The following is a 24710-nucleotide window of genomic DNA, read 5'->3' as shown; positions in this document are numbered from 1 at the left end:
ACGCGGTGAATGCTTGAAAATCATTAAGTCCATCCCTTTACGAAAATGCAGCCAGATCCATTATGAAAATGCATAACCGTGCACTTTTATTGTTGCCAGCTGGTCGATTGCGTAGCCGATTGATTATAAACCAACTTTATTGTTGTCAAGATACACTCTTAACGATCTAGATTAAGGGAACGATAAAGAAATGCAAAACTTGTCGGCAGTCGTTAACTAACAGACAAATGTTGGTAAAAAAACGTAAATATACGTCACATCAACAAAATTAATTGCCATCAGGTACTTTTAAACCTATAAAACAGGCAATAATACGCATTGAGACACACTATAAGAAGCCCGGGGACACAAAGTGGCGTATTACTCTATTGCGGATAAATGTTCACTGCTGGAAAAGATTAACAGCACCATCGAACTGACAAGTCTGCTTGACTTGTTAGGCGAAGAAATCCAAAAAACCGGCCAGCTAGACGGCTATCTTATCAACCTCGCCGATGCCAGCGAATCGTCACTGGTAAGCTGGAAGGTACATTTCACTGCCGAATATCAACACCTGGAAGACACGTATGCCGGCTATAAGCTGGAATTGGCGCCGAATGCACCGAACCTGAGCGTCCAGGCTTATCAGCTGCGGCAAACCGTGCAGGCGGATGTCACCAACGCCACGGGCGAAGTGAAACGTCTCCTGGGCTTATGGAAACTGGAAGATATTGCCGCCGTACCACTGATTCCGGAGGAAGACCGTCATGCCCAGAAACTGCCGGGCACCATTGTTTTACTGAAGCAGTATGGCAAGATCACTTCGGAAATCCTCGACATTCTGAATGAATTGATCGGCCTGTTTTATGCACCGCTTTGCAATGCGCTGGATTATGCGGTTCTGAAGGATTACCAAAGCCGCTTTGAAGCCGCAGCGACGGAACAATCGCGCTTCCTGCAGTTCATCGTCGAGATGAACAACATGACTTCGCCGGAAAGGATTTACGAAATGTTTTCCGGGGAGCTGTTTCATAAACTTGCCTTCGACATGGTAGGTTTTTTCCTCATCGAAAACGAAGTCTTGGTCAGCAAGAAAATTTCCATCGTTAATCCGCGATACGAAACGCGGCGCGCGAAATGGGAACAATACATTCAGGCGCACCCGTACCAGCAAAACACGACCGATGGCGGAATCTCGCATGCTTTCATGCGCAATACCCATCTGTTGTTTCCGGACGTGCAAAAGATCAAGCATCTTCCCATGTCGCCAAACGACCAGGCGACCCTGAAGATTCTCGGTAACATACGCACGCTGTTGATGGTGCCGATTCGTTTTCAGAACAAGCCGATCGGCGTGCTGGTGTTCTTCAGCTTTACGGATACGCTGGCCATCTCCGATTCGGATCTCAGTCTACTGAACAATCTCTCAGCGTTTCTCGGCACCGCCATCATCAATGGCCGCAACTATCAGCTCAGCCTGGAGCAACACCGCGAAATCGAGCGCCTGAACATGATCCTGCAGGACAAAGTGAAGGAATTGGCGGAACAGGCTGCGACCGACAAGCTGACCGGGCTGTTCAACTTCCGTACTTTCGAGCACGAGCTGAATCGTCGCATCAACGAATTCGAACGGCAGACCGACAAGACCGGCTTATCGATCGCGATCATCGATATCGATCACTTCAAAAAATTCAACGATACCTATGGCCACAATGCCGGCAATGTCGTGCTGACCGGCGTGGCAAAGGAAATCAACAAGCTGGTGCGCAAGATGGATCTTGCTTGTCGTTATGGTGGCGAAGAATTCGTCGTAATTCTTTCAAAGTGTGATCCGGAGGGGATCCGGATTTTCGCGGAACGCATGCGCACCGCGATCGAGGCGACAAGCTTCGATACCGATGCCGGCAAACTGTCAGTGACCGTGAGTATAGGTTGTACCTCACACCAACCTGACGACACTTATGAATCCCTGTTCACGCGTGCCGATCAAGCCCTGTACCGCGCCAAGGAAAACGGTCGCAATCGCGTCGAGCTGAATTGATATTTCATCCCTGACAGATAGCCGGTTGCGCACGTCAACCGGCTGTTTTCCTCTTCCTCCTCCTTTATTTTCCTCGCCGCATTGCCCTTGCGAAAATGCTCTCGCTGTCCCGAATTTATCAATGGCGACAACGGTGTCACACGCCATCATATGTGGCTGGTTCCATGTTATTCGCTTAATGCTTGGGGACAGGATTTATGCCATACACTTTTAGCAAACGATCTTACGAGCAGGATTTGTTCGATGCCGTAAAAGCCAGGCTGAAAACTCCTGTGCGAGACTATTTGGCCCTGTCGGAACAATGGCCGGGCGTGCTGGATTACGGATTGCCAAAGCCGCTCTTATCAAAGTGGGCGAAATTTCGTTCCGCATCGGGAAGCCTGCTGCACGCTCGTAGCATTCCGCTTTGCACCAGTTCGCCGGCGCTGATTACCAGCCTGTCGCATAAACCCGCGGAGTTGCCGCCACAGATCGATGCCGAAGCGGCGTTCGCGGAACAGGTGGCGGCAATGCTGGCATCGGAAGCCCACGGCAATCTCAACTCGGTCGGCGATCCGCAAGTCCCGGAGGAGCCGCTGCTCGACGAAGAAAGCGATGCCGACGCTAAAGCCGGCGTGGAGCGCAAGTCCGCCAGGATTTCCATACCCAGGATTCCAACCGCAGTATTGAGCACGTTCCTGAGCGTGGCTGCCGCTGTCGCCGGCGGCCTCATCATCGCCAACGGCAATTCATTTAAATTCGGCCATGACGCCGCAACCCGGCCGCAGGATGTCGGCATAAGCATGCAAGCGGATTCCACGGCTGCCAGCGAACCCGATGCCGCACGCCTGGCAATGGATACGAGGTTACCGCAGGCTTCTCTTTCATCCTCGGACGTTTCCGAACCCGGTAACAGCGTACAACCCGCATACACGAAAAAACGCGAACACAGTGAAAAGCGTGTAATCAAGACTGAAAAGAAAATGCGTACAGTCGATACGGAAACACGCGCGAGCAAGCGGATCGCCAGCGTCGTCCCCGCAAAAAAAACAGAGAAAACCGCGCAACGCAGCAAGTCCAACGCATCGCAATCAACCGCGTCACATGCTGCCCCGATTGTGACGGCGAAGTCAGACAGCGCGCTTCATGCCGGCAAATCCAGTTCATCTCCCGGCACGCAGTATGCCCGCTGTGAGAGTGTTAAAGGCTTGTTGCGGCGCGAGCGATGCAAGTGGGATGCATGTAGCGGCAAGTGGGGCAAGCAAGGTTGCCCGGCCTATCAACACAATGCGCGGCCTGAACTCGGCTACGGTCAGATAGGCCGACTGGGTCAATTCGTTCCTGCTGGTGCCAACCGGACACAAGACGGCGGCTGACAAGTTGACGGCGTCCTTGGCGCCGTTCCCTCCTCTACTCCCCGCCCGGCCGCCTCGCTCGGCCTGCAACAAATTAGATGAATGTTGCAGGCGATGCCGAGAACATTCAAACCGTTTCAATGTCCATCGAACAAATCCGCTACATATTGCACCGGGAGGCTTGCATGATGAATCAAGAGAATACCGTCCATCCAGAACAGCAGGAAAGCTTTTTGAAGAATCTGGTGACCTTCGCCAAGGATCATCATGCGCAACACTGGGAAGGCAAATTCGGCGATTTTCTGGAAAAGATTTTGCCCGGCGATCCTTATGGCGTGGCCCGCACCTCGCACCAATATATCTGGGACATGATCCGCTGGAGCCGCACGGAAGACGCCGACGGCAATCCGCAATGCAAGCTGTTTCAGGATGAGCTCTTCGGCGTCGATGAATCGATTTCCCGCGTCATGGATTATTTCAAGGCTGCTGCCGCCGGCTCCGAAGTCGGCCGCCGCCTGCTGTTGCTGCTCGGCCCTCCCTCCGGCGGCAAGTCGACCCTGGTGATCCTGCTCAAGCGCGGGCTGGAGGAATACAGCTATACCGATGCCGGCGCCATGTATGGCATTGCCGGATGCCCCGTGCATGAATCGCCGCTGCATCTGGTGCCGCATACCTTGCGCCCGGGATTCCGCGACACTTATGGCGTGGAGATTTCCGGCGAACTGTGCCCGTTCTGCCGCAGCCGGCTGGAAAATGAATACGAGGGCGATTTCATGCGCATGCCGGTCGAGCGCATCTTCATTTCAGAAGCGGGCCGCAGCGGCATCGGCACTTACGCGCCGCACGATCCGACCACGGCAGACCTGGCCGACCTCGTCGGCTCGGTGGATCTGTCCAAGGTCGCGGAATATGGTGACGAGGGCGACCCGCGCGCCTGGTCATGGTCCGGCGCCGTCTACGCGGCAAGCCGTGGCATGCTGGAAATGATCGAGATCCTCAAGGTCAAGCGCGAATTCCTTTACCTGCTGCTGACGCTGACCCAGGAAAAGAATGTGAAGGTGTCACGCTTCCCGCTGATCTATCTGGATGAAACGATCCTGGCGCATACCAACCTGGCCGAATTCCGCAAGTTTTTGCAGGAAAGCGAGAATGAAGCCCTGCTGGACCGGATGGTCATCATCCAGGTGCCCTATACCCTGAATTACAAGGATGAAGCGCGAATTTACCGCAAGCTGATCTCTTCGGCGGCGCCAGCCTTCCGCGAAGTGCATCTCGATCCGCATGTCCTGCACGCCGCCGCAGTGTTTGCCACCCTCACCCGCCTGCAGGATGGCGAGGAAAAGGAAGCCGACTTGACGCGGCGGCTGCGCATCCACGCCAATGAGGAAGTCGAAGGCTTCAACCGCGGCGACGGGGAACGGATGAAACAGCGTGCGCCAGATGAAGGCCTGGCCGGCGTCTCGCCGCGCTTTGTCATCAACGCCTTGTCAAATGCCATCATCCAGTCCGATAGCAAGAGCTTGACGACAATGGACGTGTTGCTGGCCTTGAAGGACGCGATTGAAAACGATGCGCGCATCGATCCGAAGAAAAAACGCAAGTGGGTGGACTACCTGGTGTTGGCGCGCAAGAATTTCTATAACCGCTGGGTCAAGGAAGACGTCTACAAGGCGCTGTTCGTTTCCTTCGAACAGGAGGCCCAGGATTTGCTCGACAAGTATCTGGATGAAGTGGAAGCCAGCCTGGATAGCCGCCCGGTACGCGATCCCATCACGAACGAGGAACGCAAGCCGGACGAACGTTTCCTGCGCACAGTTGAGGAAACGATCCATATCACGGATTCGGGAAAACAATCCTTCCGCCAGGAGGTCGTAAGGAAAGCAATGGGCGCGTTCAAGCGTGGCGAGAAATTCACGCTCGACAGCCATGCCCTTTTGCATGAAGCGGTTCAGCAATATCTGTTTGAACAGCGGCGCGACGTGCTGCGCCTGGTCAGCTCGACGACCCGGCCGGACGAGGAAGTGCGCCAGAAGATTTCGGTGGTGGAACAGCGGCTGGTACAGGAATACGGCTATGACGCGCATAGCGCGCGTGAAGCGCTCAACTATGTCACGACACTGCTGGCGCAGGAGTGAACTGTGCCAGCCATGCCGCCCGACCGATGTGGCGGCAGTGGATTTGGCTGAACAGGAACAGGCATGCGCAATCACATACGGATGAGTATCGAAACGCCCTGGTACGAGCTTTTCTCGCGCGGCGCCCGTGACATGCTGCGCCACAATGAAAAGGTGCGCCAGGGTGTCAAGGACAATCTCGCCACGCTGGTCTCCGGCCCTGATCTGATCAGCGGCCCTCAGCAGGACAAGACGGTACAGGTTCCCGTGCGCATGCTGGAGCATGCGCGCTTTCGCTTGCTGCAAGGCCAGGACGACACGCAGAGCGCGGCTGGCCAGGGCGCGGCCCAGCCTGGCGACGTGCTGAGGCAGGCTCCCCGGATGCCGCACCATGAAGAGGAAAGCCAGGCTGGCCAGGGCGAAGGCGAAGTCCAGCTGCTGATGGAGCTGAAGGTCGACGACATCATGGACTGGCTGTGGGAAGAATTGCAGCTGCCGGATATCCAGCCGCGCCACCATGCCGTCATCGAAGAAAACGAATATGTGCGGGAAGGCTGGGACAAGCATGGCGCGCGGGCACGTCTCGACCGCCGCCGCACCATGAAGGAAGCGATCAAGCGTCGCGCCATCCAGCCGGGCGGCGCGCCCTTTTCCAACGAGGACCTGCGCTTTCGCCAGCTGGTTCACCGGAAGAAGCCGGTGACGAATGCGGTGGTGCTCTTCGCGCTGGATGTCTCGGCGAGCATGACCGATGCCGAAAGGAAGCTGGCCAAGACGTTTTTCTTCTTTGCCTTGCAAGGCTTGCGCCGCAAATACGCCAAGGTAGAAACGCGCTTCATCGCGCATACCACGCATGCCTGGGAATTCTCGGAGAACGAATTCTTCCAGGTATCCGGCGTCGGCGGCACGGGCGCGTCGAGCGCATTCCACCTCGCGCTCGACATGCTGGCAACGGATTACCCGGCCAGCCAGTACAACGTTTACCTGTTTTATGCATCCGACGGCGAAAACTTTACCGAAGACAGGCTGCCAGCCACGGAAGCCTTGCGCAACCTGCTGAATCAGGTGAATTACGTCGGCTATGTCGAAACCACACCAGGCTCCCTTCGTACCACCAATACGGAAATGAAGGCCATCTGTACCGGCCTGGAGCAGGATGGGTTGCCTGTCGTGACCAGCGTGTTGGCCCGTCCCGACGATATCTGGAAGGCGATCCGCAAATTCTTTATCTCGCAAACCGACGCCGTCGAGGCTGAGCAATGACGATATCCACGGAACAGTTGCAGGAGTATACGCGCCGCATCGAAGAGCTGGCCGTCAAGCTCGGCCTGGATTTCTACCCGGTGGATTTCGAGCTCGTTCCGAATAACTTCATGACCGAGATCGCGGTGTATGGCTTGCCCGTGCGGATGCCGCACTGGTCCTTCGGCATCCGCTATATCCATCAGCTGATCCAGCAGGGCATGGGATACTCCCGCATCTTCGAGGTGATGTTCCCGGGCGACCCCTGCCATGCCTATCTCGTCAAGGACAATTCACTGCCGGAAAACACGCTGGTCGTGGCGCACGTCCTCGGGCATGCCGACTTCGCCAAGAATAACCACCTGTTCCGCAAGTTCATGGAAATGGCGGGCGGCCATATCCTGGAACAGGCGGCGGCACGGGCGCACTCCATCGAACGGGCGCTCGAACAACATGGGCAGGAGCGCGTGGAATCGGTCCTGGATGCAGCGCTGGCACTGGAGCCGCATATCGATGTCACGAAGGAATTGCATCGCGATAAATCGTCACCGGTGTTTCCTGCACCGGCGGGCATGTCGCGCGCGCCCAGCGCCGCCCAGCTATCGATGCGCGAGGATTTCCGCCGCCGCTATCAACAGCTGCCTGGAGAAGGCATGCAATTGTCGCTGGAGCCGATGGAACCGGCGCGCGGCCCGACGCTGGAAGAATACGACCTGCTCTGGTTCATTGCCAATCACGCGCCCGACATGGCCGGCTGGGAGCGCGATATCTTCCTGGCTGTGCGCGAAGAATCGTTTTATTTTTATCCGGTATTCGCCTGCCAGATCATGAACGAAGGCTGGGCATCTTACTGGCATGCGCGGTTGCTGCGCGAAGCCGATTTCCTGCCGCAGGATTTGTACCTCTCCGCCATCAAGGCGCATTCCGATGTCGTGCGTCCCTTCGCCGGCGAGCGGCAGCTTGCCCTGGCAATCAATCCCTACCATCTCGGCTTTTCGATGTGGGAAAACATCATCGACAAATACGGGATCGAGACGGCGCGCAAAATCTGCCGCGAAGAAGACGACTTCGGCTTTATCCGCAATTATCTGGACGAAAGGCTGGCCGAAAAGCTCGATCTGTTTGTTTATGAAACCCATGCGGATGGCGACATCCGGGTCGCCAGCCGGGATATCCATGTCATTCGCGAAACGATCCTGGCGCCGAAATTCAACTTCGGCGCGCCACGGATCGCCGCTACGGGAATCGGCCAGGACGGCAGCCTGGAATTGACCCATGACCATCGCAGCGATGGCCGCGGCCTGGATATGAGCCGCGCCGACCGTGTCGTCGACTATATTGCGCAGGTATGGCGCCGCCCTGTCGTACTGCACACGGTGGATGAGCGCGGGTATGCGCGCGACATTTCAAGCAAGAGCCACTAGGGTAGGCGGATGAAAGTCAAAGGATGAAAATCAAAACCACGCCTCGCGCCACGGCGCGAGCGCTGCCCGCAAACCGGGCTTATGGCAGAATTGCTATTCATCCTTTCAAGAAGGCAGGCCTCCCATGCAATCGGCCTTTCAACCCAGCGAGCGCGCCAGCGTAGAAACCATTACGGCATTCCGCCATTGGACGCCCGGTCTCTACTCGTTCAGGACGACCCGTCCACCCGAATATCGTTTCACCGCCGGCCAATACGCCAGGCTGGGCTTGCCGAACGAGCACGGCAACCTGATCTGGCGGGCCTATTCGATCGTCTCCTCCAGCATGGAAAACGAGCTGGAATATTATGTCGTCGATGTGCCTGGCGGCTGCTTTACCTCGATGTTGCGCCAGCTCGAACCGGGTGCGCCCATCCTGCTCGACAGGCAAAGCTTCGGTGTGATGTTGCCGGAACGATTCGTCGATGGCGATGACTTATGGATGCTTGCCACCGGAACCGGGTTGGGTCCGTTCATTTCCATTCTGCGCGAACCGACCGTTTGGCAACGGTTCCGAAATTTGATCGTGGTGCATTCGGTGCGCCAGCCCAATGAGTTTGCCTATGCCGAAGAGCTAAGGGAGATGCAAAACAAATCGCCTTTGGGAGAGCAAAAAGGCGCTGCCCTGCACATCGTGCAAACATGCACCCGCGTTCAGCAAAATGGCAACGAAGGCCGCCACTGTGAACGAATCACGACCCTGGTTCTAAACGGAGAACTGGAACGGAACGTCGGACTATCATTGAGTCCCGAGCATTCCCGCGTAATGTTGTGCGGGAATCCCGCAATGATCGACGCGATGCGGGACATCCTCAAGGAGCGCGGCATGCGTCCCGTCAGGCGCGACAATCCGGGACAGTATGTAGCGGAAAATTATTGGTGAAGCTGTCGTCAGACTTCCAGCCACTCGCGTCGCACCGCCTCATTGGCGCGCAAGTCGGCTGGGCTGCCCTCGAAAACCACGCTGCCGTGTCCGAGCACGTATACCCGTTGCGAAATTTCCAGCGCAATCGCAAGCTTTTGCTCGACAAGTAAAACGGCCACTCCTTGCCGCTGCAAGGCCAGCAAAAATTGCGCAACCAGCTCCACGATCTGCGGTGCCAATCCCTCGGCCGGTTCATCCACCAGCACCAGGCGCGGATTGCCCATCATGGTACGACTCAGCGCGAGCATCTGCTGCTCGCCGCCTGACAGCACGCCGGCCTGCATTGACGCCCTCTCCTGCAGTCGGGGAAACATGCGGTACATGTCATCGAGCGTCCAGGATTTTCCCTCATGCCGTTCATTGCCAGGCTTCTGGCCCAACACGAGGTTTTGTTCGACAGTCAGTATCGGAAAAATATCGCGGTTTTCCGGAACATAGCCCACGCCCTTGCGGGCTACCTGAAATGGCTGAAGGCCCTGGATGTTTTCTGAACCAAAGCGAATCTCTCCGCTGGTCTCGACCAGACCCATGACCGCTTTCAGCAAGGTCGAACGGCCGGCGCCATTGCGTCCCAGGAGACTGACGATTTCTCCCGGCGCGACCTGCAAATCCACGCCGCGCAAAATATGGCTCTTGCCATAGAAGGCATGCACGCCCTGCAGTTCAAGCAGCCGGCTCATGTCACCTCCGCAAAAGCGCGATTGCCGAGATAGGCGCGCTGCACCGCCTCATTGGCGCGCACCCGTTCAGGGATATCGCAGGCAATGATCTGTCCCCCTACCAATACGGCAATACGGTCCGCCAGGCGAAATGCCACTTCCATGTCGTGCTCCACCATCAACAAGGTCTTGCCGGCTGTGACTCTGCGAATCAATTCCGCCGCCGCATCCGATTCAGAGCGGCTCATCCCGGATGTCGGCTCATCGAGCAGAATCACATCGGCATCGCCGGCAATCGTGATGCCGATTTCCAACGCGCGTTGTTCGGCATAGCTCAATCGGCCTGCCAAGGTATCGCGGCACGCCTGCAAGCCGATGGCTTCGAGCACCGCATCGGCGCGTGCCCTTAGCTTGGGCAATCCGTTTAGACGCTGCCAGAACGAATACCGATAGCCCAGCGACCACAGCAAGGCGCAGCGCACATTCTCAAAGACAGACAATTTGGGGAAAATGCTGGAAACCTGGAAGCTGCGCGACAAGCCGCGCCGATTGATTTCGTACGGTTTGCAGCCGGTAATCGGCGAGCCATGCAGGACGATGGCTCCGGCATCGGCTCGTTCCCGCCCTGAGATCAGATTGAACAGGCTAGACTTTCCTGCGCCATTCGGGCCGATCAGCACCACGCGCTCGCCCTGCTCCACGCGCAGGTCGACTCCGCGGATGATTTCCAGCTTGCCGAAGCGCTTACAGACGTTCTGCAATTCGAGAGCCACCGGTTTCATGCCTGGCCTCGCGGAGCTCGAACATGGGCAGGAGAATCGCCTGCAGCACGAACGGATTCGCCGCCGGGACCAAGACTCGGCAATCCGGAATCAGTCGCTTCGTAAAAATCGGGGAAACCTCGCCGAAGCCAGGCGAAGCCAGCAATGCCAGCCACCGCCAATACAGCGGCCAGTAGCCAGTGCGTTGGCATGCCGGTATCGAAACTGATGCCAGGCAAAGCAATGATGCTTCTATCCGCCGATTCCAGGCCACGCCGATAGGCCATCTCGACCAGGATGACAAGACCGACGCAAGCGAGACACGCCGACAGGACAAGACCGGCCAGCCTCGGCAACAACTTCCAAATTCCGCTCACACCCGCGCGGCACAAATCCTGCGCCATCTTCAACAGGCTCATGCAAATGCCGGCCAAGCCGCCTGGCGCAAACATCACGATCAGGATGAACAGGCTGCCCAGATAGAGTTGCCACGCCTTGGTATAGGATGACAGCACCACGGTCATGAAAACGCCGGCAATCGCCCCCAGCAAAGGCCCGAAAAAGTAGCCAATGCCCCCAATGAAAGTGGTCAGCAAAATGCCGGCCGAGCGGGCGACGCTGACATTCTCGGCGCTGACGATTTCAAAATTGAGCGCAGCTAGGCCGCCTGCCACACCCGCAAAGAACGCCGACAGCACGACAGACAGGTAACGTACCCGCCGCGGATCATAGCCGACGAATTCGACACGTTCGGCGTTGTCGCGCACCGCGTTCAGGATGCGGCCGAGCGGCGTGCGCGTGAAGAAGTACATGGCAGCGGTCGATATGAAAAGCCAGGCTGCAATGAGGTAATACACTTCGATCTGCGGACCGAACGTGATACCGAGAAAAGGTTCGCCGATGACGCGATTGCCGCTGACCCCGCCTTCGCCGCCAAAGAAATCCGGAAACATCAAGGCGCTGGCAAACACCAACTCCACCATGCCGAGCGTGATCATGGCAAAACCCGTGCCGGCTTTCCGGGTCGAGATGTAACCGAACACGGCGCCGAAAAACATGCCGCCCAGGCCGCCGGCAAGCGGCACCAGCGATACCGGCAAGGGCAAGATATCCTGCGCCGCCAGGTTCAATGCATGGATCGCGACATAGCCGCCGAGACCGGAATAGACGGCATGCCCGAAACTCATCATGCCGCCTTGTCCCAGCAGCATGTTGTACGACAGCGCCAGCAGCATCGCCGTGCCCGTCTGCGACAACACGGACAGGGACGCCGGCTCGGGAAACAGGACGGGAGCCAGCAGGAGAGCCGTCGCATAGGTCCCCCATATCAGCCATGAAGCGCGAGAATTCTGCTGGCGTAGCATTGCGTTCATCGCCTTAATCTCCTCGCACGCCGAGCAAGCCGCGCGGCCGCAACAGCATGACCACGATCAGCAGGAGATAAGGAAGAATCGGCGCGACTTGCGCGATCGTCAAATTGAGAAGCGCATTCCCGGCTATCCGCGATTCCGGCGCGATGCCGATCGTTTTCAGCAAGCCCAGCAGCGAATAATCCAGCGTCACCGCAAGGGTCTGCACGATCCCGATGAGCAGCGACGCGAGGAATGCTCCCGCCAGCGAGCCGAGCCCGCCTACGACCACTACGACAAAGATAATGCTGCCGACCGCGCCAGCCATGGCCGGTTCGGTCACGAATGCATTGCCGCCGATGACGCCGGCCAGTGCGGCCAGCGCGCATCCGCCGCCGAATACGAGCATCGTCACGCGCGGAACATCATGCCCAAGCGATTGCACCATCTGCGGATGAGTGAGCGCGGCACGGATCACTAGCCCGATGCGGGTTCTGCTGAACAGCAGGTGAATCGCCAGCATCATCAATACCGCAATCAGCATCATGAAGCCGCGATAGGCGGGAAACGTGGTGGAATACAGAGTAAACAGTGGCTGGTCCAGAATCGGCGGCACGCGATAGGGGACGGCGGCGCGTCCCCAGATCAATTGCACCACTTCAACCAGCACGTACGCCAGACCGAAAGTGAACAATAATTCCGCCAGATGCCCGTGCCGGCGAACCGCGCGCAGAGCATGGCGCTCGACCAGGGCGCCCAGCACGCCGATCGCCAGCGGCGCTACGATCAGAGCAGGCCAATAACCGATGTGGCTGGTGACTGTATAGGCAAGATAGGCGCCCAGCATGTAAAAGCTGGCATGCGCAAAATTGAGCACCCCCATCATGCTGTAGATAAGCGTCAGGCCCGCCGACAGCATGAAGAGCAGCAAGCCATAGCTCAAGCCATTCAACAGGGTGATGAGGATGAATTCCACGTGCTACGCGTTTAGATAGAAGCCTGGTCCGGAGAAGCGCGTATTCTAGCGGAAACCGCCCTGACGATGCCTGAATATGGCTTAGCCCGGCCGCTTCATCTGGCAGGATGTCGGCTGGCTCGCGACCCAGGTATCGATTTTTTTCTCGGTTTTCCAGCCATAGCCCGTATTTTCCTGGTCAAACTTTACCTGCTTGCCATCCGTCCTGGTCCAGCTGACGACATACAGCGGCTGCTGCAACTGGTGGTCCGTCTTACGCATTTCGACATCGCCGTTCAGGCTTTTGATTTTCATGCCGGACATGCGCATCGCCACCTTCACCGGATCGGTCGAGCCGCTTTCACGAATCGCCTTGGACAGCATGGCCGTGGCGGTATAAGTCGCCATGCCATAGAAATCGTCGTTGTATTTTTCCTTGAAGGCAGTGACGATTTCGCTGCCGGAAAACGCTTCATTGTTCGGGTGCCAGTAGGCGACCATCTTCATCCGTCCCGCGCCCGCCGCGCCGATCGCAGTCGGCACGCCGGTGGTGCCGGCATACAGCGTGTAAAAATTCGCCTTCAGATCTGCATCCTTGGCAGCCTTGATCAGCAGCGCGAGATCCGCACCCCAGTTGCCGGTCACGACGGAATCGGCGCCGGAAGCCTTGATCTTGGAAATGTAGGGCGAGAAGTCCTTGACTTGGCCGATCGGGTGCAAGTCATCGCCGACGATCTGCACTTGCGGGCGCTTGCGCTTGAGGTAATCCTTCACCGCCCGCGAAACCTGATGGCCAAAGCTGTAGTTCTGGCCGATCACGTAGACCTTTTTGACATCCTTTTGCGCCGCGATGTAGGTCGTCAGTGCTTCGAGCTTCATGTCCGAATTGGCGTCGAAACGGAAATGCCAGAAGCTGCAACGCGAATTGGTCATGTCCGGGTCGCTGGCGCCGTAATTCAGGTAGATCACTTCCCTGCCCGGATTGCGCTGGTTATGCTTATTGATCGCCTCGATCAGCGCCAGGCCGACGCCGGAACTGCTGCCCTGGGCGATATAGCGGTATCCCTGGTCGATAGCGGTGCGCAACTGGTTGAGCGACTCCTGCGGACTGCCCTTGTTATCGAACCCGGCAATGCTGAATTGATGATCGCCCGCCCACTTGCCAGCGTTAGCCAGCTCCGCCATGCTTTCCCAACTCCTCAGCAGGTTTTGCCCGACAGGTGCGAATGGGCCGGACAAGGATTCGATAAAGGCGATCTTGACTTGCTCGGCCAGGACGGCCGGACACGCCAGCGCAGCGCCCAATCCTATGGCAGCGCTACACGCCCGAATGGTCAACATGAAAAATCTCTCCCCTGCTTTTATGCTAGTTTTTCTTGAGCATAACTAGAGTAACAATAACTGTAAAGGCCCAAGGCATTAGAAAGTAACTACTGGTTACATTGGTTATCTCATTTTGGTTGACTTCGGATCATTGCAAGGCATAGATCCTGAGCCAGTCAGGTAACGAGAAACACCTGCGCAATACCTGCCTATTGCTCTTGGTATCTGTGCCCAACAGAAAGATTAGGCGAAATCCATGCCCACCGATTTACATGTAGCCATCTTGAAAGGCAGTGCCGCCGGTACGTTTGAACCGATTCTGTCAAAATAGGGAATGCACTTAACTTACCTGACTTTTACCAAGGCAAGCTCCACCAGCCCGAGGAATTTCCCATGAATGCTCCCGGTTTTGCGCCGGCACGTCACAGCGTGGACCAGCTGCCGTTCAGCCATTCGTATGCTGCGCTGCCGCCGGCGTTCTATACGCGCCTTCAGCCCACCCCGTTGCCGAATCCCTATCTGGTTTGCGCGAGCCCGGCTGTCGCCGAACTGATCGGCCTGGATCCGGCGGAATTCGCCCAGCCGGAATTCATCTCCGCCTTTGCCGGCAACCGCATCCCTGCCGGCACCCAGCCGCTGTCGGCCGTGTATTCCGGCCACCAGTTCGGCGTATGGGCCGGGCAACTGGGCGACGGACGCGCCATCCTGCTGGGTGAAGTACCTGCCGATGCAAGCGGCGGCATGCTGGAAATCCAGCTCAAGGGCGCCGGATTGACGCCCTATTCCCGCATGGGTGATGGCCGCGCCGTGCTGCGCTCGTCGATTCGAGAATACCTGTGTTCGGAAGCGATGGCCGCACTCGGCATTCCGACCTCGCGCGCGCTGTGCGTAGTCGGCTCCGACGAACTGGTCATGCGCGAACGCCCGGAAACGGCCGCGGTCGCCACGCGCCTGGCGCCCAGCTTCATCCGCTTCGGCTCATTCGAACACTGGTATTACCGCGATCAGCCGGACCAGCTCAAAACCTTGGCCGATTATGTGATTGCCAGGTTCTACCCCGAGCTACGCGATGCGGACAAGCCATATCAGGCCTTGCTGACCGAAGTGACGCGCCGCACCGCCGAACTGGTGGCGCACTGGCAGGCAGTCGGCTTCATGCATGGCGTTCTTAATACCGACAACATGTCGATCCTCGGCATTACCATCGATTACGGCCCGTTCGGTTTCATGGAAGCCTTCGATGCCAACCACATCTGCAACCACAGCGATACCCAGGGCCGCTATGCCTACTCGATGCAGCCGAAGATCTGCCACTGGAATTGCTATGCGCTGGGCCAGGCGCTCCTGCCATTGATCGGTGAAGTCGACGATGTACATGCCGCGCTGGCCGGCTTTGCTTCCGCTTACCAGGAAAAAATCGATGTGCTGCTGCACGCAAAGCTGGGCCTGCAAACCGACCAGGATGAAGATGACGAGCTGATCAACGCGACGTTCAAGCTCATGCAGGACAATCACGTCGATTTCACGCTGTTTTTCCGCAGGCTGGGCGACCTGCAGCGGGATAATCCTGCTGCCGACGCACCGCTGCGCGACCTGTTCATCGACCGTGCCGCCTTTGACGCCTGGGCTAGCCAATATAGGCTAAGATTAGGCCGCGAAATTGATAACGGCAGCAGCAGCGATGCAGTACGTCGCGCTGCCATGCATGCCGTCAATCCGAAATATGTCTTGCGTAACTACCTGGCGCAGGTTGCCATCGACAAGGCGCAAAACAAGGATTTTTCGGAAATCGCCCGATTGCAGAAGGTACTGGAACGTCCCTTTGACGATCAACCCGAAAACGAAGCCTATGCCGCGCTGCCGCCGGACTGGGCCAGCCACCTGGAAGTGAGTTGTTCATCATGACAGACAAAGTACGTAAAACCGATGCCGAATGGCGCGCCACGCTCGATCCGCTCGAGTATGAAGTCACGCGTCACGCCGCCACCGAGCGCGCCTTTACCGGCCGCTACTGGGATCACCATGAACATGGCATTTACCGCTGCGTTTGCTGCGGCACGCCGCTGTTCGAATCCGATGCCAAGTTCGAATCCGGCTGCGGCTGGCCCAGCTATTTCCGCCCGCTCGACCCGGACAAGGTCGAGGAAAAAGTCGACCGATCCCATGGCATGATCCGCACCGAAATCATCTGCAAGGTTTGCGATGCCCATCTCGGACATGTCTTCCCCGACGGTCCGCCGCCGACCGGCCTGCGCTATTGCATCAACTCCGCTTCGCTGCGATTTGAACCGCTGCCTGAAAACAACCAGAATCAACCATGAAGAAATTCCTGTTCGACCTATTTCCCGTCATCCTGTTTTTCGTCATCTTCAAATGGGGACAAGGCAATCCCGAGGCTGCCCAGGCGCTGCTGACGCAATACCTGTCCGGTTTCATGGCCGGCGGCACGCTGGCGGGCAGCCATGCCCCCATTCTGCTGGCGACCGCGGTCGCCATCTTGGCCAGCTTCACCCAGATCGGCTACATGCTGGTCCGCCGCAAGAAAATCGATGCCATGCTGTGGCTTTCCCTGGCCATCATCACTGTCTTCGGCGGCGCGACCATTTATTTCAACAACCCGAACTTCATCAAGTGGAAGCCGACCATCCTGTACTGGTGCTTTGGCGCAGCTCTGCTGATCGGGCAGTTCGCGTTCCGCAAGAACCTCATCAAAAGCATGCTGGGCAAGCAGATCACCCTGCCGGAACCTGTGTGGTTCAAGCTGAACCTCTCCTGGGCGGTCTTCTTCGTCGTCATGGGCATCATTAACCTGTGCGTCGCCTTCGCCTTTGGATTGTCGGAAGCGGCATGGGTCAATTTCAAAATGTTCGGCTTTACCGCTCTGATGATCATCTTCGCCGTGGGCCAAAGCCTGTTCCTGTCGAAATATATCAAGGAGGAAGCGTAATGAGCCCGCGCGAAGAACGTATCCTGTCGCTCGTCAGCCAGGCATTTTCTCCTCTCGAATGCCGACTTGAAGACGATTCCTCCAAACATGCCGGCCATGCCGGCGCGGCGTCCGGCGCGGGCCATTATCGGTTGCGCCTGGTATCGACCCGCTTCGAAGGTCAAAATCGCATTACTCGCCACCGACTGGTGTATGATTGCCTCCGTGATTTGATGCAGACGGAAATACACGCGCTCAACATCACCGCTCTGGCGCCGTCAGAAATTCAACAATAGACGCCAAGTGTATAATTGAACGTTTTTTAACTTCCCTGTTAGGAAAAAAGAATGACATTGAAACCCGCCCGCTTGCTGGTTACGCTTCTCGCAGCCGTCGCGCTGCCCGTGCTGGCGCAAAACGTTGCTGTCGTCAACGGCAAGCCGATCCCATCTTCGCGCGTCGACACCATGGCCAAGCAGATGTCCTCCCAGGGCCAGAAGGACACCCCGGAACTGCGCGCCATGATCAAGGAAGAATTGATCAACCGCGAAATCCTCATGCAGGAAGCCGACAAGCGTGGTCTTTCCAACAGCCCCGACGTCAAGAACCAGCTGGACATCGCTCGCCAGGCAATCGTGATCCGCGCTCTGATCGGCGACTTCCTGAAGAAGAACCCGGTTTCGGACGCCGAAGTCAAGGCTGAATACGACAAGTTCAAGGCACAGGCTGGCGACAAGGAATACCTGGCCCGCCACATCCTGGTGGAAAAGGAAGAAGATGCCAAGGCCATCATCGCCAAGCTGAAGAGCGGCGCCAAGTTCGAAGAGCTGGCCAAGCAATCCAAGGATCCGGGTTCCGCAGCTAACGGCGGCAGCCTCGACTGGGCTTCGCCTTCGGCTTTCGTCAAGCCTTTCTCTGACGCCATGACCGGCCTGCAAAAAGGCCAGTTCACCGACACGCCGGTCAAGACCCAGTTCGGTTACCACGTGATCAAGCTGGATGATGTCCGCGCCGCCAAGATCCCGGCGCTGGAAGAAGTCAAGCCGCAGATCGCCGAGTCGATCCAGCAGAAGAAGCTGCAGGCTTTCCAGCAAGAGTTGAAGTCCAAGGCTTCGGTCAAGTAAGTCAGCAAGATTACGGAAAACGGCGCTCCACGACGGAGCGCCGTTTTTTTATGAGTTTCCAGACCTGTTTTTTTAAACTTGCTTTACATTGCCCGCCTGGTTTGACTGCAAAGCTTGCCGCATCGGCCTGCACTCCAATTTGTCGCTCCCACTTCAAAGCTCCAGCGCTGATTTAATTTCCAAATGCACATATTCATATTGAATTCCTTAATCTAGATTAAGGAATTGTCGGCTCCATCGGGTTGACAATGCCGCATTGCTTCTTTGGAGATTCAGCCATGCAAACCATTTGCGAATACCTGGAATACGACCACAAGTGCTGCGACGACTTGTTCGACAAGGTGGAAACCAGCATCGCAAAACACGAGTGGCAGCAGGCGGAAATCGAATTCCAGCACTTCCATGCCGCATTCATCGCGCACCTCGAAGGCGAAGAAAGCATTGTATTTCCCGCGTTTGGGGAAATCTTTTCCGAAGCCGCTCTACCGATCAAGATCCTGTGCACCGAGCATCAACGCATCAAGGGAATTGTCACGCGCCTGCAGGATGCCTTACATCGCCGGGAGCCCGCCGATTTTCTCTTGCATGCGGAAACCCTCACTCTGCTGATGCAGCAGCACAGCCAGAAGGAAGAAAAAATGCTCTATCCCCTGCTTGATCGTGTCCTGTCTGGCAATACGGAAGACATCGTTTGTGCCTTGCGCAAGGCAATCGATTCCCATACCGCCGCCTGAAAATTTAGCGGCGATTCCATTCATCCCAGCACCGTGAAAGCTATAAGAATCCGTGAAGGCGCCTGGTCGCCATTTGAAACGACAGTGCCCGGCCCATCAAATGAAAACGGCGCTCCGAGGAGCGCCGTTCTTCTTGCCAGTTACATTACCCCACCCACTTGCGGGCATTGCGGAACATCCGCATCCACGGCGCATCCTCGCCCCAGGACTCCGGGTGCCAGGAATTGATCACCGTGCGGAATGCGCGCTCGGCATGCGGCATCATGACGGTGAAGCGACCGTCGGGCGTGGTCACCGCCGTAATGCCGTTGGGCGAACCGTTCGGATTGAACGGGTAGGTTTCCGTCACCTGGCCACGATTGTCGACGTAACGCATGGCGACGATGGCGCGGTCGATATCGCCTGTTTGCGAGAAGTCGGCGAAGCCTTCTCCATGCGCCACCGCGATCGGCGTTTGCGTGCCGGCCATGCCGTCAAAGAAAATCGATGGCGAATCGGTCAGCTCGACCATCGAGAAGCGCGCCTCGAACTGCTCCGACTTGTTGCGCGTGAACTTCGGCCAGTCGTGCGCACCCGGGATGATGGACTTCAGGTTGCTCATCATCTGGCAGCCATTGCAGATACCCAGGCTGAAGGTATCGTCACGATTGAAGAAGGCGGCAAACTGCTCGGCCAGCTGCGCATTGAACAGGATGGTCTTGGCCCAGCCTTCACCGGCGCCCAGCACGTCGCCGTACGAGAACCCGCCCACCGCGATCATGCCCTTGAAGTCGTCGAGCTTCGCGCGTCCAGCGATCAGGTCACTCATGTGCACGTCGATGGCGGTGAATCCCGCCTTGTGCATCACATAGGCGGTCTCGACCTGGGAATTGACGCCCTGCTCGCGCAGGATCGCCACTTTCGGCCGCACGCCGCTTGCAATGAACGGCGCAACGATATCTTCCTGCGGGTCGAACGACAGCTTGGGCGTCATGCCCGGATCCTGCGTATCGAGAATGCGGTCGTATTCAGAATCGGCGCAAGCCGGATTGTCGCGCAGGCGGGCGATGCGCCAGGACGCCTCGCTCCAGGCACGCTGCAGTTCGCTGCGCTGCTGGCTGTAGATGGTCTTGGCATCGCGCATGATCTCGATGACATCGGTATCGTTCGGTTTGCCGATGATATGGCTGCAGGCGCCCAGGTTATAGGAACGCAGCACATCCATTACTTCCGACTTCTGCTCAGCCTTTACCTGGATCACTGCGCCCAGCTCTTCGTTGAACAGCGCGCGCAGCGTCAACTCGTTGCGGCGCTCGCCGACTTGCGTCGTCCAGTTCTTGGCTTCGCCGCTGTCGGCGGCATGCCCGGCATCCATGGCGAGGATATCGATGTTGAGCGACAGGCCGGTGCGGCCGGCAAAGGCCATCTCGCACAGCGCGGCAAACAGGCCGCCATCGGAACGATCATGGTAAGCCAGCAGCTTGCCTTCTCGGTTGAGCTGCTGAATCGCATTGAAGAAGGCTTTCAAATCTTCCGGGCTATCGACATCCGGCGCATCGTTGCCGATCTGCTGCATGACCTGCGCAAAAGCCGAAGCACCCAGGCGGCTCTTGCCGCGGCCAAGGTCGATGGCGATCAGCACGGTATCGCCTACATCCTTGCGGATCTGCGGCGTCAGCACCCGACGGATATCCGTTACCGGCGCAAAGGATGACACGATCAGCGACACCGGCGCAGTCACCGACTTGGCGCCCTCCTCGTCGCTCCAGGTGGTACGCATGGACAGCGAATCCTTGCCGACCGGGATGGACACGCCCAGCGCCGGACACAGTTCCATGCCCACCGCCTTGACGGTATCGAACAGCGCGGCATCCTGGCCAGGTTGACCACAGGCGGCCATCCAGTTGGCCGACAGCTTGATGTCGGAAATATCGGTGATCGGCGCTGCAGCGATGTTGGTGATCGCCTCGCCCACCGCCATGCGGCCCGATGCCGGCGCATTGATCACCGCCAGCGGCGTACGTTCGCCCATCGCCATCGCTTCGCCGAGGTAACCCTCGTAGGTCATCGCCGTTACCGCGCAATCCGCCACCGGCACTTGCCAGGGGCCGACCATCTGGTCACGCACGGTCATCGCGCCGACGGTACGGTCACCGATCGTGATGAGGAAGGATTTATCCGCCACGGTCGGCAGACGCAATACACGCAGCGACGCTTCCAGCAAGTCGATGCCGGTCAGGTCCAGGCGCGGCAATTCGCGCTGTACATGCGTGACGTCGCGATGCATCTTGGGCGGCTTGCCGAGCAAGACTTCCATCGGCATGTCGACCGGGTTGTTGTCGTGTTCCGGATCGACCACTTTCAGTTGACGCTCTTCGGTGGCGGTGCCGACCACGGCGAACGGGCAGCGCTCGCGCTTGCACAGGTAATCGAACAACGGCAGCGAATCCGGTGCGATCGCCAGCACGTAGCGCTCCTGCGATTCGTTGCTCCAGATTTCCTTGGGCGCCATGCCGGATTCCTCCAGCGGCACGCGGCTCAAGTCGAATATCGCACCGCGCTTGGCGTCATTGGTAATTTCCGGGAAAGCGTTGGAGAGACCGCCGGCACCGACGTCATGAATCGACAGGATGGGATTCTTTTCACCCAGCGCCCAGCAGGCAGAAATGACTTCCTGCGCGCGACGCTGCATTTCCGGATTACCGCGCTGGACCGAATCGAAATCCAGGTCGGCGGTATTGGTGCCGGTCGCCATCGATGAGGCAGCGCTGCCGCCCATGCCGATGCGCATGCCGGGCCCACCTAATTGAATCAGCAGGCTGCCCACCGGCAGATCGTTCTTCTTGGTGTGCAGGGCCGAGATATTGCCCATGCCGCCGGCGATCATGATGGGCTTGTGATAACCGGCGACCATGCCGCCGACATTCTGCTCGTAGGTGCGGAAGTAGCCGCCGAGATTCGGCCGGCCGAATTCATTGTTGAACGCGGCGCCGCCGAGCGGCCCGTCGATCATGATCTGCAAGGGCGAAGCGATGCGGTCGGGCTTGCCGTAAATGGTGGCCTCGCCCGGCTTGCGCTCATGCACCGGCTCAGTCACATCGCGGGCATTTTCCCACGGCTGCACCGCATGGGTGATCATCAGGTTCGAGACGGTGAAGCCGGTCAAGCCAGCCTTAGGCTTGGCGCCACGACCGGTCGCGCCTTCGTCGCGGATCTCGCCGCCGGCGCCGGTAGACGCGCCCGGGAATGGCGAAATCGCCGTCGGATGGTTGTGCGTCTCCACCTTCATGAGGATGTGCGTCAGCTCATCCGTGGCCTTGTATTCATTGCCTGCTTCCGCGCCGCGCGGATAGAAGCGCGGAATGGTCGCGCCTTCGATGACGGAGGAATTATCGCTGTACGCCACCACCGTGCCCTTCGGCTGCAGCTGGTGCGTATTCTTGATCATCTGGAACAGCGACTTGTCCTGCTTGACGCCATCGATGGTCCATTCGGCATTGAAAATCTTGTGGCGGCAGTGTTCGCTATTGGCTTGGGCGAACATCATCAGCTCGACATCGGTCGGGTTGCGCTTGGCCTGGGTGAAGGCATTCACCAGGTAATCGATCTCGTCGTCCGACATGGCCAGGCCAAGATCGGCATTGGCTTGCTGCAGCGCGGCCTTGCCGCCGCCCAGCACATCGACGAAGGCCAAGGGCTTGGCTTGCAACTCCTGGAACAAACCGACGGCATCTTCCGGATTGCGCAAGACACTCTCAGTCATGCGGTCATGCAGCAGCGCTGCCACCGCATCCGGATTGGCCAGTTTCTTGGCACCGCCCAGCAAGCCGGATTTCAGCTGCACGTAATACACGACACCGCGCTCGATGCGGTGAATCTCCGTCATGCCGCAGTTGTGCGCGATATCCGTCGCCTTGCTGGCCCACGGGGAAATGGTGCCGAAGCGCGGGATCACGACGAAGCGATCGCCATCTTCGCGGCCTTCGAACACATCGCCATAAGTCAGCATGGCCTGCAAGCGGCCGACCTCGTCTTGCGAAGGAGCGACCGCCGAATCGATGAAATGCAGATAGCGGCCACAAACGCCAACAATGGCGGGCTCGATGTCTTGCAGTTTGGATAACAGTCTTTGGCTACGGAAGGCAGACAGGGCGTTCGAGCCCGGCAAAATCAGCATGGCGAGAGCAAAGTTGAGGCGGATTCCAGTCTATTTGAACTGAAATAACCGCGTGTTGAACTGGAAAATGAGATTATACCTTGATGCAGCCCTGTCCTGCCGTTCCCAGGCTCATGAAACTTTTCCAATGACCAATAATTCACACGCCCTGCACTTGCCCTTGGGAACTGTTGATGCTTCCAATGGTCAATGAAACATTCCGGGATTGGCAGGACACTGGCATAAAAACCACGCCAAGTCGTAGCTGAAGCCGTAGTGCAAGATTTTAGCGGTTCAACGTCACAAAATAAGGCCGGCGCCGTGCTATATTCGCTGCTCTTTTCGGGCGGCAATCTGCCGCGCGCATCATCAGTCCATTCATGTCACATCAACAGCAGATTGCGGTTATCGGAGGCGGCGTCATTGGCGTGTGCACCGCCTATTTTCTGGCGCATGCGGGCCACCAGGTCGTCGTCATTGAAAGGCTCAGCCACGTGGCCGAGAAAGCCAGTTACGGTAACGCCGGCGTGGTGGCTCCGGGCTATGTTACGCCCTGGGCGATGCCCGGCATGCCGAAAAAGATTCTTGCCTCCCTGCTGAGAAGCGACGGCCCGGTGCTGCTCAAACCCACGTTTGATCGCGCCATGTGGCGCTGGGTCAGGCAGTGGCTGGCCGAATGCGAACTGGACCGTTTCCGCATCAACAAGGAGCGCATGCAGCGGGTAGCGGGCTACAGCCGCTTGGTGCTGCAACAGCTGCGCGAACATCACCGTCTCGATTACGAACAAACCCGTGGTTATCTGCAGCTGTTTCGCAGCGAGCACGACATTGAAATGGCGAAGCCTGCGCTTGAACTGCTGGCCGAGCAAGGCGTCGCCCACCAGGTCGTCGACCCGGAACAGGCCCGTGCGATCGAACCGGCATTATCGACCAAGACAGCGCTGGCCGGCGGCCTGTATTTGCCGGATGATGAAGCCGGCAATTGCCCGCTTTTCACCAAGCAGTTGAAAAATATCGCCCAGGAGATGGGCGTCGAATTCCTATTTGGCAGTGCCGTCAGCGCCATCGACCCGCATGGCAAGGGTATCAGTCTGCGTGTCCGAGACCGCACGTTTCATGCCGATTCCGTGGTCATCGCCGCAGGCATCGACAGTGCCCGCCTGCTGGAGCCGCTCGGCATCCGCTTGCCCTTGTATCCCATCAAGGGTTATTCCGCCACCGCCACCATCCGCAACTATGACGATGCGCCGCAAGCGGCATTGATGGATGAATCGTACAAGGTGGCGATTACCCGCATGGGCGGGCGCATTCGCATCGCCGGCATGGCGGAACTCGGCTCGACCAATACAGACCTGCACGAAACCGCCCTGCGCACCCTCGCCAAGGTTGGCGAGGACTGGTTCCCGGATGCCGCCAACTACAGCACGGCCAGTTACTGGAGCGGTATCCGCCCGATGCTGCCCGATGGCCCGCCCGTACTTGGCGCCACGCCGATCCGCAACCTCTACTTGAACGTCGGACATGGTTCGACCGGCTGGGCCATGGCGGCAGGCTGCGGTTTGCTGCTTGCGGATATCATTTCCGGCCGAAAGCCTGACATTGATCTGGAAGGCCTCACCCTGTCCCGCTACGCCCGCATGCCATAA

At 57.9% G+C, this 24710-nt stretch carries 19 protein-coding genes; 13 read left to right on the top strand and 6 right to left on the bottom strand.

The window, feature by feature from the left end; genetic code table 11:
- The first annotated feature begins 352 nt into the window (after positions 1-352).
- From EDC30_RS01080 to EDC30_RS01055, 6 genes are all read left to right on the top strand, one after another.
- Positions 353-2020, top strand: a complete 1668-nt coding sequence (locus tag EDC30_RS01080; RefSeq protein ID WP_132256480.1) for a sensor domain-containing diguanylate cyclase — start codon at positions 353-355, stop codon at positions 2018-2020.
- A 197-nt stretch (positions 2021-2217) separates the two neighbouring features.
- The gene (locus EDC30_RS01075; protein WP_132256479.1) at positions 2218-3375 is read left to right on the top strand and encodes a hypothetical protein; all 1158 of its coding nucleotides are present in this window, start codon (positions 2218-2220) and stop codon (positions 3373-3375) included.
- A 164-nt stretch (positions 3376-3539) separates the two neighbouring features.
- On the top strand, positions 3540-5489 hold the full coding sequence (locus EDC30_RS01070) for a serine protein kinase (protein ID WP_132256477.1): 1950 nt from the start codon (positions 3540-3542) through the stop codon (positions 5487-5489).
- A 63-nt stretch (positions 5490-5552) separates the two neighbouring features.
- Positions 5553-6731, top strand: a complete 1179-nt coding sequence (locus EDC30_RS01065) for a DUF444 family protein (RefSeq protein WP_243656601.1) — start codon at positions 5553-5555, stop codon at positions 6729-6731.
- Entirely contained in the window at positions 6728-8134 is a 1407-nt protein-coding gene (locus EDC30_RS01060; RefSeq protein ID WP_132256475.1) for a SpoVR family protein, read from the top strand. The genes EDC30_RS01065 and EDC30_RS01060 overlap by 4 nt, the downstream gene beginning before the upstream one ends.
- Positions 8135-8258: 124 nt before the next feature.
- Positions 8259-9056, top strand: coding sequence for a ferredoxin--NADP reductase (locus EDC30_RS01055; protein ID WP_132256473.1), 798 nt, complete (start codon positions 8259-8261; stop codon positions 9054-9056).
- Positions 9057-9064: 8 nt separating this feature from the next.
- Here the strand turns inward: EDC30_RS01055 and EDC30_RS01050 are convergent, their stop codons facing one another.
- The 5 genes from EDC30_RS01050 to EDC30_RS01030 form a co-directional block, all read right to left on the bottom strand.
- Entirely contained in the window at positions 9065-9778 is a 714-nt protein-coding gene (locus EDC30_RS01050) for an ABC transporter ATP-binding protein (protein WP_132256472.1), read from the bottom strand.
- On the bottom strand, positions 9775-10539 hold the full coding sequence (locus EDC30_RS01045; protein ID WP_132256470.1) for an ABC transporter ATP-binding protein: 765 nt from the start codon (positions 10537-10539) through the stop codon (positions 9775-9777). Before EDC30_RS01045 ends, EDC30_RS01050 begins: the two co-directional genes overlap by 4 nt.
- Positions 10536-11891, bottom strand: a complete 1356-nt coding sequence (locus EDC30_RS01040) for a branched-chain amino acid ABC transporter permease (RefSeq protein ID WP_243656600.1) — start codon at positions 11889-11891, stop codon at positions 10536-10538. Before EDC30_RS01040 ends, EDC30_RS01045 begins: the two co-directional genes overlap by 4 nt.
- Before the next feature lie 4 nt (positions 11892-11895).
- Positions 11896-12843 carry a branched-chain amino acid ABC transporter permease gene (locus tag EDC30_RS01035; RefSeq protein ID WP_132256468.1) on the bottom strand — a complete coding sequence of 316 codons (948 nt, stop codon included), beginning with the start codon at positions 12841-12843 and terminating at the stop codon, positions 11896-11898.
- A gap of 81 nt (positions 12844-12924) precedes the next feature.
- On the bottom strand, positions 12925-14163 hold the full coding sequence (locus EDC30_RS01030; protein ID WP_132256467.1) for a branched-chain amino acid ABC transporter substrate-binding protein: 1239 nt from the start codon (positions 14161-14163) through the stop codon (positions 12925-12927).
- Positions 14164-14538: 375 nt separating this feature from the next.
- Here EDC30_RS01030 and EDC30_RS01025 point away from each other — a divergent pair, with 375 nt between their 5' ends.
- The 6 genes from EDC30_RS01025 (at position 14539) to EDC30_RS01000 (ending at position 18929) form a co-directional block, all read left to right on the top strand.
- On the top strand, positions 14539-16050 hold the full coding sequence (locus EDC30_RS01025; protein WP_132256465.1) for a protein adenylyltransferase SelO: 1512 nt from the start codon (positions 14539-14541) through the stop codon (positions 16048-16050).
- Positions 16047-16466, top strand: coding sequence for a peptide-methionine (R)-S-oxide reductase MsrB (msrB, locus tag EDC30_RS01020; protein ID WP_132256464.1), 420 nt, complete (start codon positions 16047-16049; stop codon positions 16464-16466). Before EDC30_RS01025 ends, msrB begins: the two co-directional genes overlap by 4 nt.
- Positions 16463-17092, top strand: a complete 630-nt coding sequence (locus tag EDC30_RS01015; protein ID WP_132256462.1) for a septation protein A — start codon at positions 16463-16465, stop codon at positions 17090-17092. The genes msrB and EDC30_RS01015 overlap by 4 nt, the downstream gene beginning before the upstream one ends.
- Positions 17092-17367 carry a BolA family protein gene (locus tag EDC30_RS01010; RefSeq protein ID WP_132256460.1) on the top strand — a complete coding sequence of 92 codons (276 nt, stop codon included), beginning with the start codon at positions 17092-17094 and terminating at the stop codon, positions 17365-17367. Before EDC30_RS01015 ends, EDC30_RS01010 begins: the two co-directional genes overlap by 1 nt.
- Before the next feature lie 51 nt (positions 17368-17418).
- Positions 17419-18195 (top strand): peptidylprolyl isomerase, encoded by a 777-nt coding sequence (locus EDC30_RS01005; protein WP_132256458.1) that lies wholly within the window; start codon positions 17419-17421, stop codon positions 18193-18195.
- 278 nt (positions 18196-18473) lie between these two features.
- Complete coding sequence (locus EDC30_RS01000) at positions 18474-18929, top strand: hemerythrin domain-containing protein (protein ID WP_165973679.1); 456 nt, start codon at positions 18474-18476, stop codon at positions 18927-18929.
- Positions 18930-19074: 145 nt separating this feature from the next.
- Here the strand turns inward: EDC30_RS01000 and purL are convergent, their stop codons facing one another.
- Positions 19075-23085, bottom strand: coding sequence for a phosphoribosylformylglycinamidine synthase (gene purL, locus EDC30_RS00995; RefSeq protein WP_132256454.1), 4011 nt, complete (start codon positions 23083-23085; stop codon positions 19075-19077).
- 359 nt (positions 23086-23444) lie between these two features.
- Here purL and EDC30_RS00990 point away from each other — a divergent pair, with 359 nt between their 5' ends.
- Entirely contained in the window at positions 23445-24710 is a 1266-nt protein-coding gene (locus EDC30_RS00990; RefSeq protein ID WP_132256452.1) for a D-amino acid dehydrogenase, read from the top strand.

The organism is Paucimonas lemoignei, assembly GCF_004342585.1.
Taxonomy (GTDB): Bacteria; Pseudomonadota; Gammaproteobacteria; order Burkholderiales; family Burkholderiaceae_D; genus Paucimonas; species Paucimonas lemoignei.
The sequence above is the reverse complement of the archived record's forward strand: the minus strand, read 5'-3'. Positions and strand labels throughout refer to the sequence as shown.

Coding starts and splice junctions, on each gene's coding strand:
- EDC30_RS01075 (WP_132256479.1), top strand. CDS start 2,218: ATGCCATACACTTTTAGCAAACGATCTTACGAGCAGGATTTGTTCGAT.
- EDC30_RS01070 (WP_132256477.1), top strand. CDS start 3,540: ATGATGAATCAAGAGAATACCGTCCATCCAGAACAGCAGGAAAGCTTT.
- EDC30_RS01065 (WP_243656601.1), top strand. CDS start 5,553: ATGCGCAATCACATACGGATGAGTATCGAAACGCCCTGGTACGAGCTT.
- EDC30_RS01060 (WP_132256475.1), top strand. CDS start 6,728: ATGACGATATCCACGGAACAGTTGCAGGAGTATACGCGCCGCATCGAA.
- EDC30_RS01055 (WP_132256473.1), top strand. CDS start 8,259: ATGCAATCGGCCTTTCAACCCAGCGAGCGCGCCAGCGTAGAAACCATT.
- EDC30_RS01050 (WP_132256472.1), bottom strand. CDS start 9,778: ATGAGCCGGCTGCTTGAACTGCAGGGCGTGCATGCCTTCTATGGCAAG.
- EDC30_RS01045 (WP_132256470.1), bottom strand. CDS start 10,539: ATGAAACCGGTGGCTCTCGAATTGCAGAACGTCTGTAAGCGCTTCGGC.
- EDC30_RS01040 (WP_243656600.1), bottom strand. CDS start 11,891: ATGAACGCAATGCTACGCCAGCAGAATTCTCGCGCTTCATGGCTGATA.
- EDC30_RS01030 (WP_132256467.1), bottom strand. CDS start 14,163: ATGTTGACCATTCGGGCGTGTAGCGCTGCCATAGGATTGGGCGCTGCG.
- EDC30_RS01025 (WP_132256465.1), top strand. CDS start 14,539: ATGAATGCTCCCGGTTTTGCGCCGGCACGTCACAGCGTGGACCAGCTG.
- msrB (WP_132256464.1), top strand. CDS start 16,047: ATGACAGACAAAGTACGTAAAACCGATGCCGAATGGCGCGCCACGCTC.
- EDC30_RS01015 (WP_132256462.1), top strand. CDS start 16,463: ATGAAGAAATTCCTGTTCGACCTATTTCCCGTCATCCTGTTTTTCGTC.
- EDC30_RS01010 (WP_132256460.1), top strand. CDS start 17,092: ATGAGCCCGCGCGAAGAACGTATCCTGTCGCTCGTCAGCCAGGCATTT.
- EDC30_RS01005 (WP_132256458.1), top strand. CDS start 17,419: ATGACATTGAAACCCGCCCGCTTGCTGGTTACGCTTCTCGCAGCCGTC.
- EDC30_RS01000 (WP_165973679.1), top strand. CDS start 18,474: ATGCAAACCATTTGCGAATACCTGGAATACGACCACAAGTGCTGCGAC.
- purL (WP_132256454.1), bottom strand. CDS start 23,085: ATGCTGATTTTGCCGGGCTCGAACGCCCTGTCTGCCTTCCGTAGCCAA.
- EDC30_RS00990 (WP_132256452.1), top strand. CDS start 23,445: ATGTCACATCAACAGCAGATTGCGGTTATCGGAGGCGGCGTCATTGGC.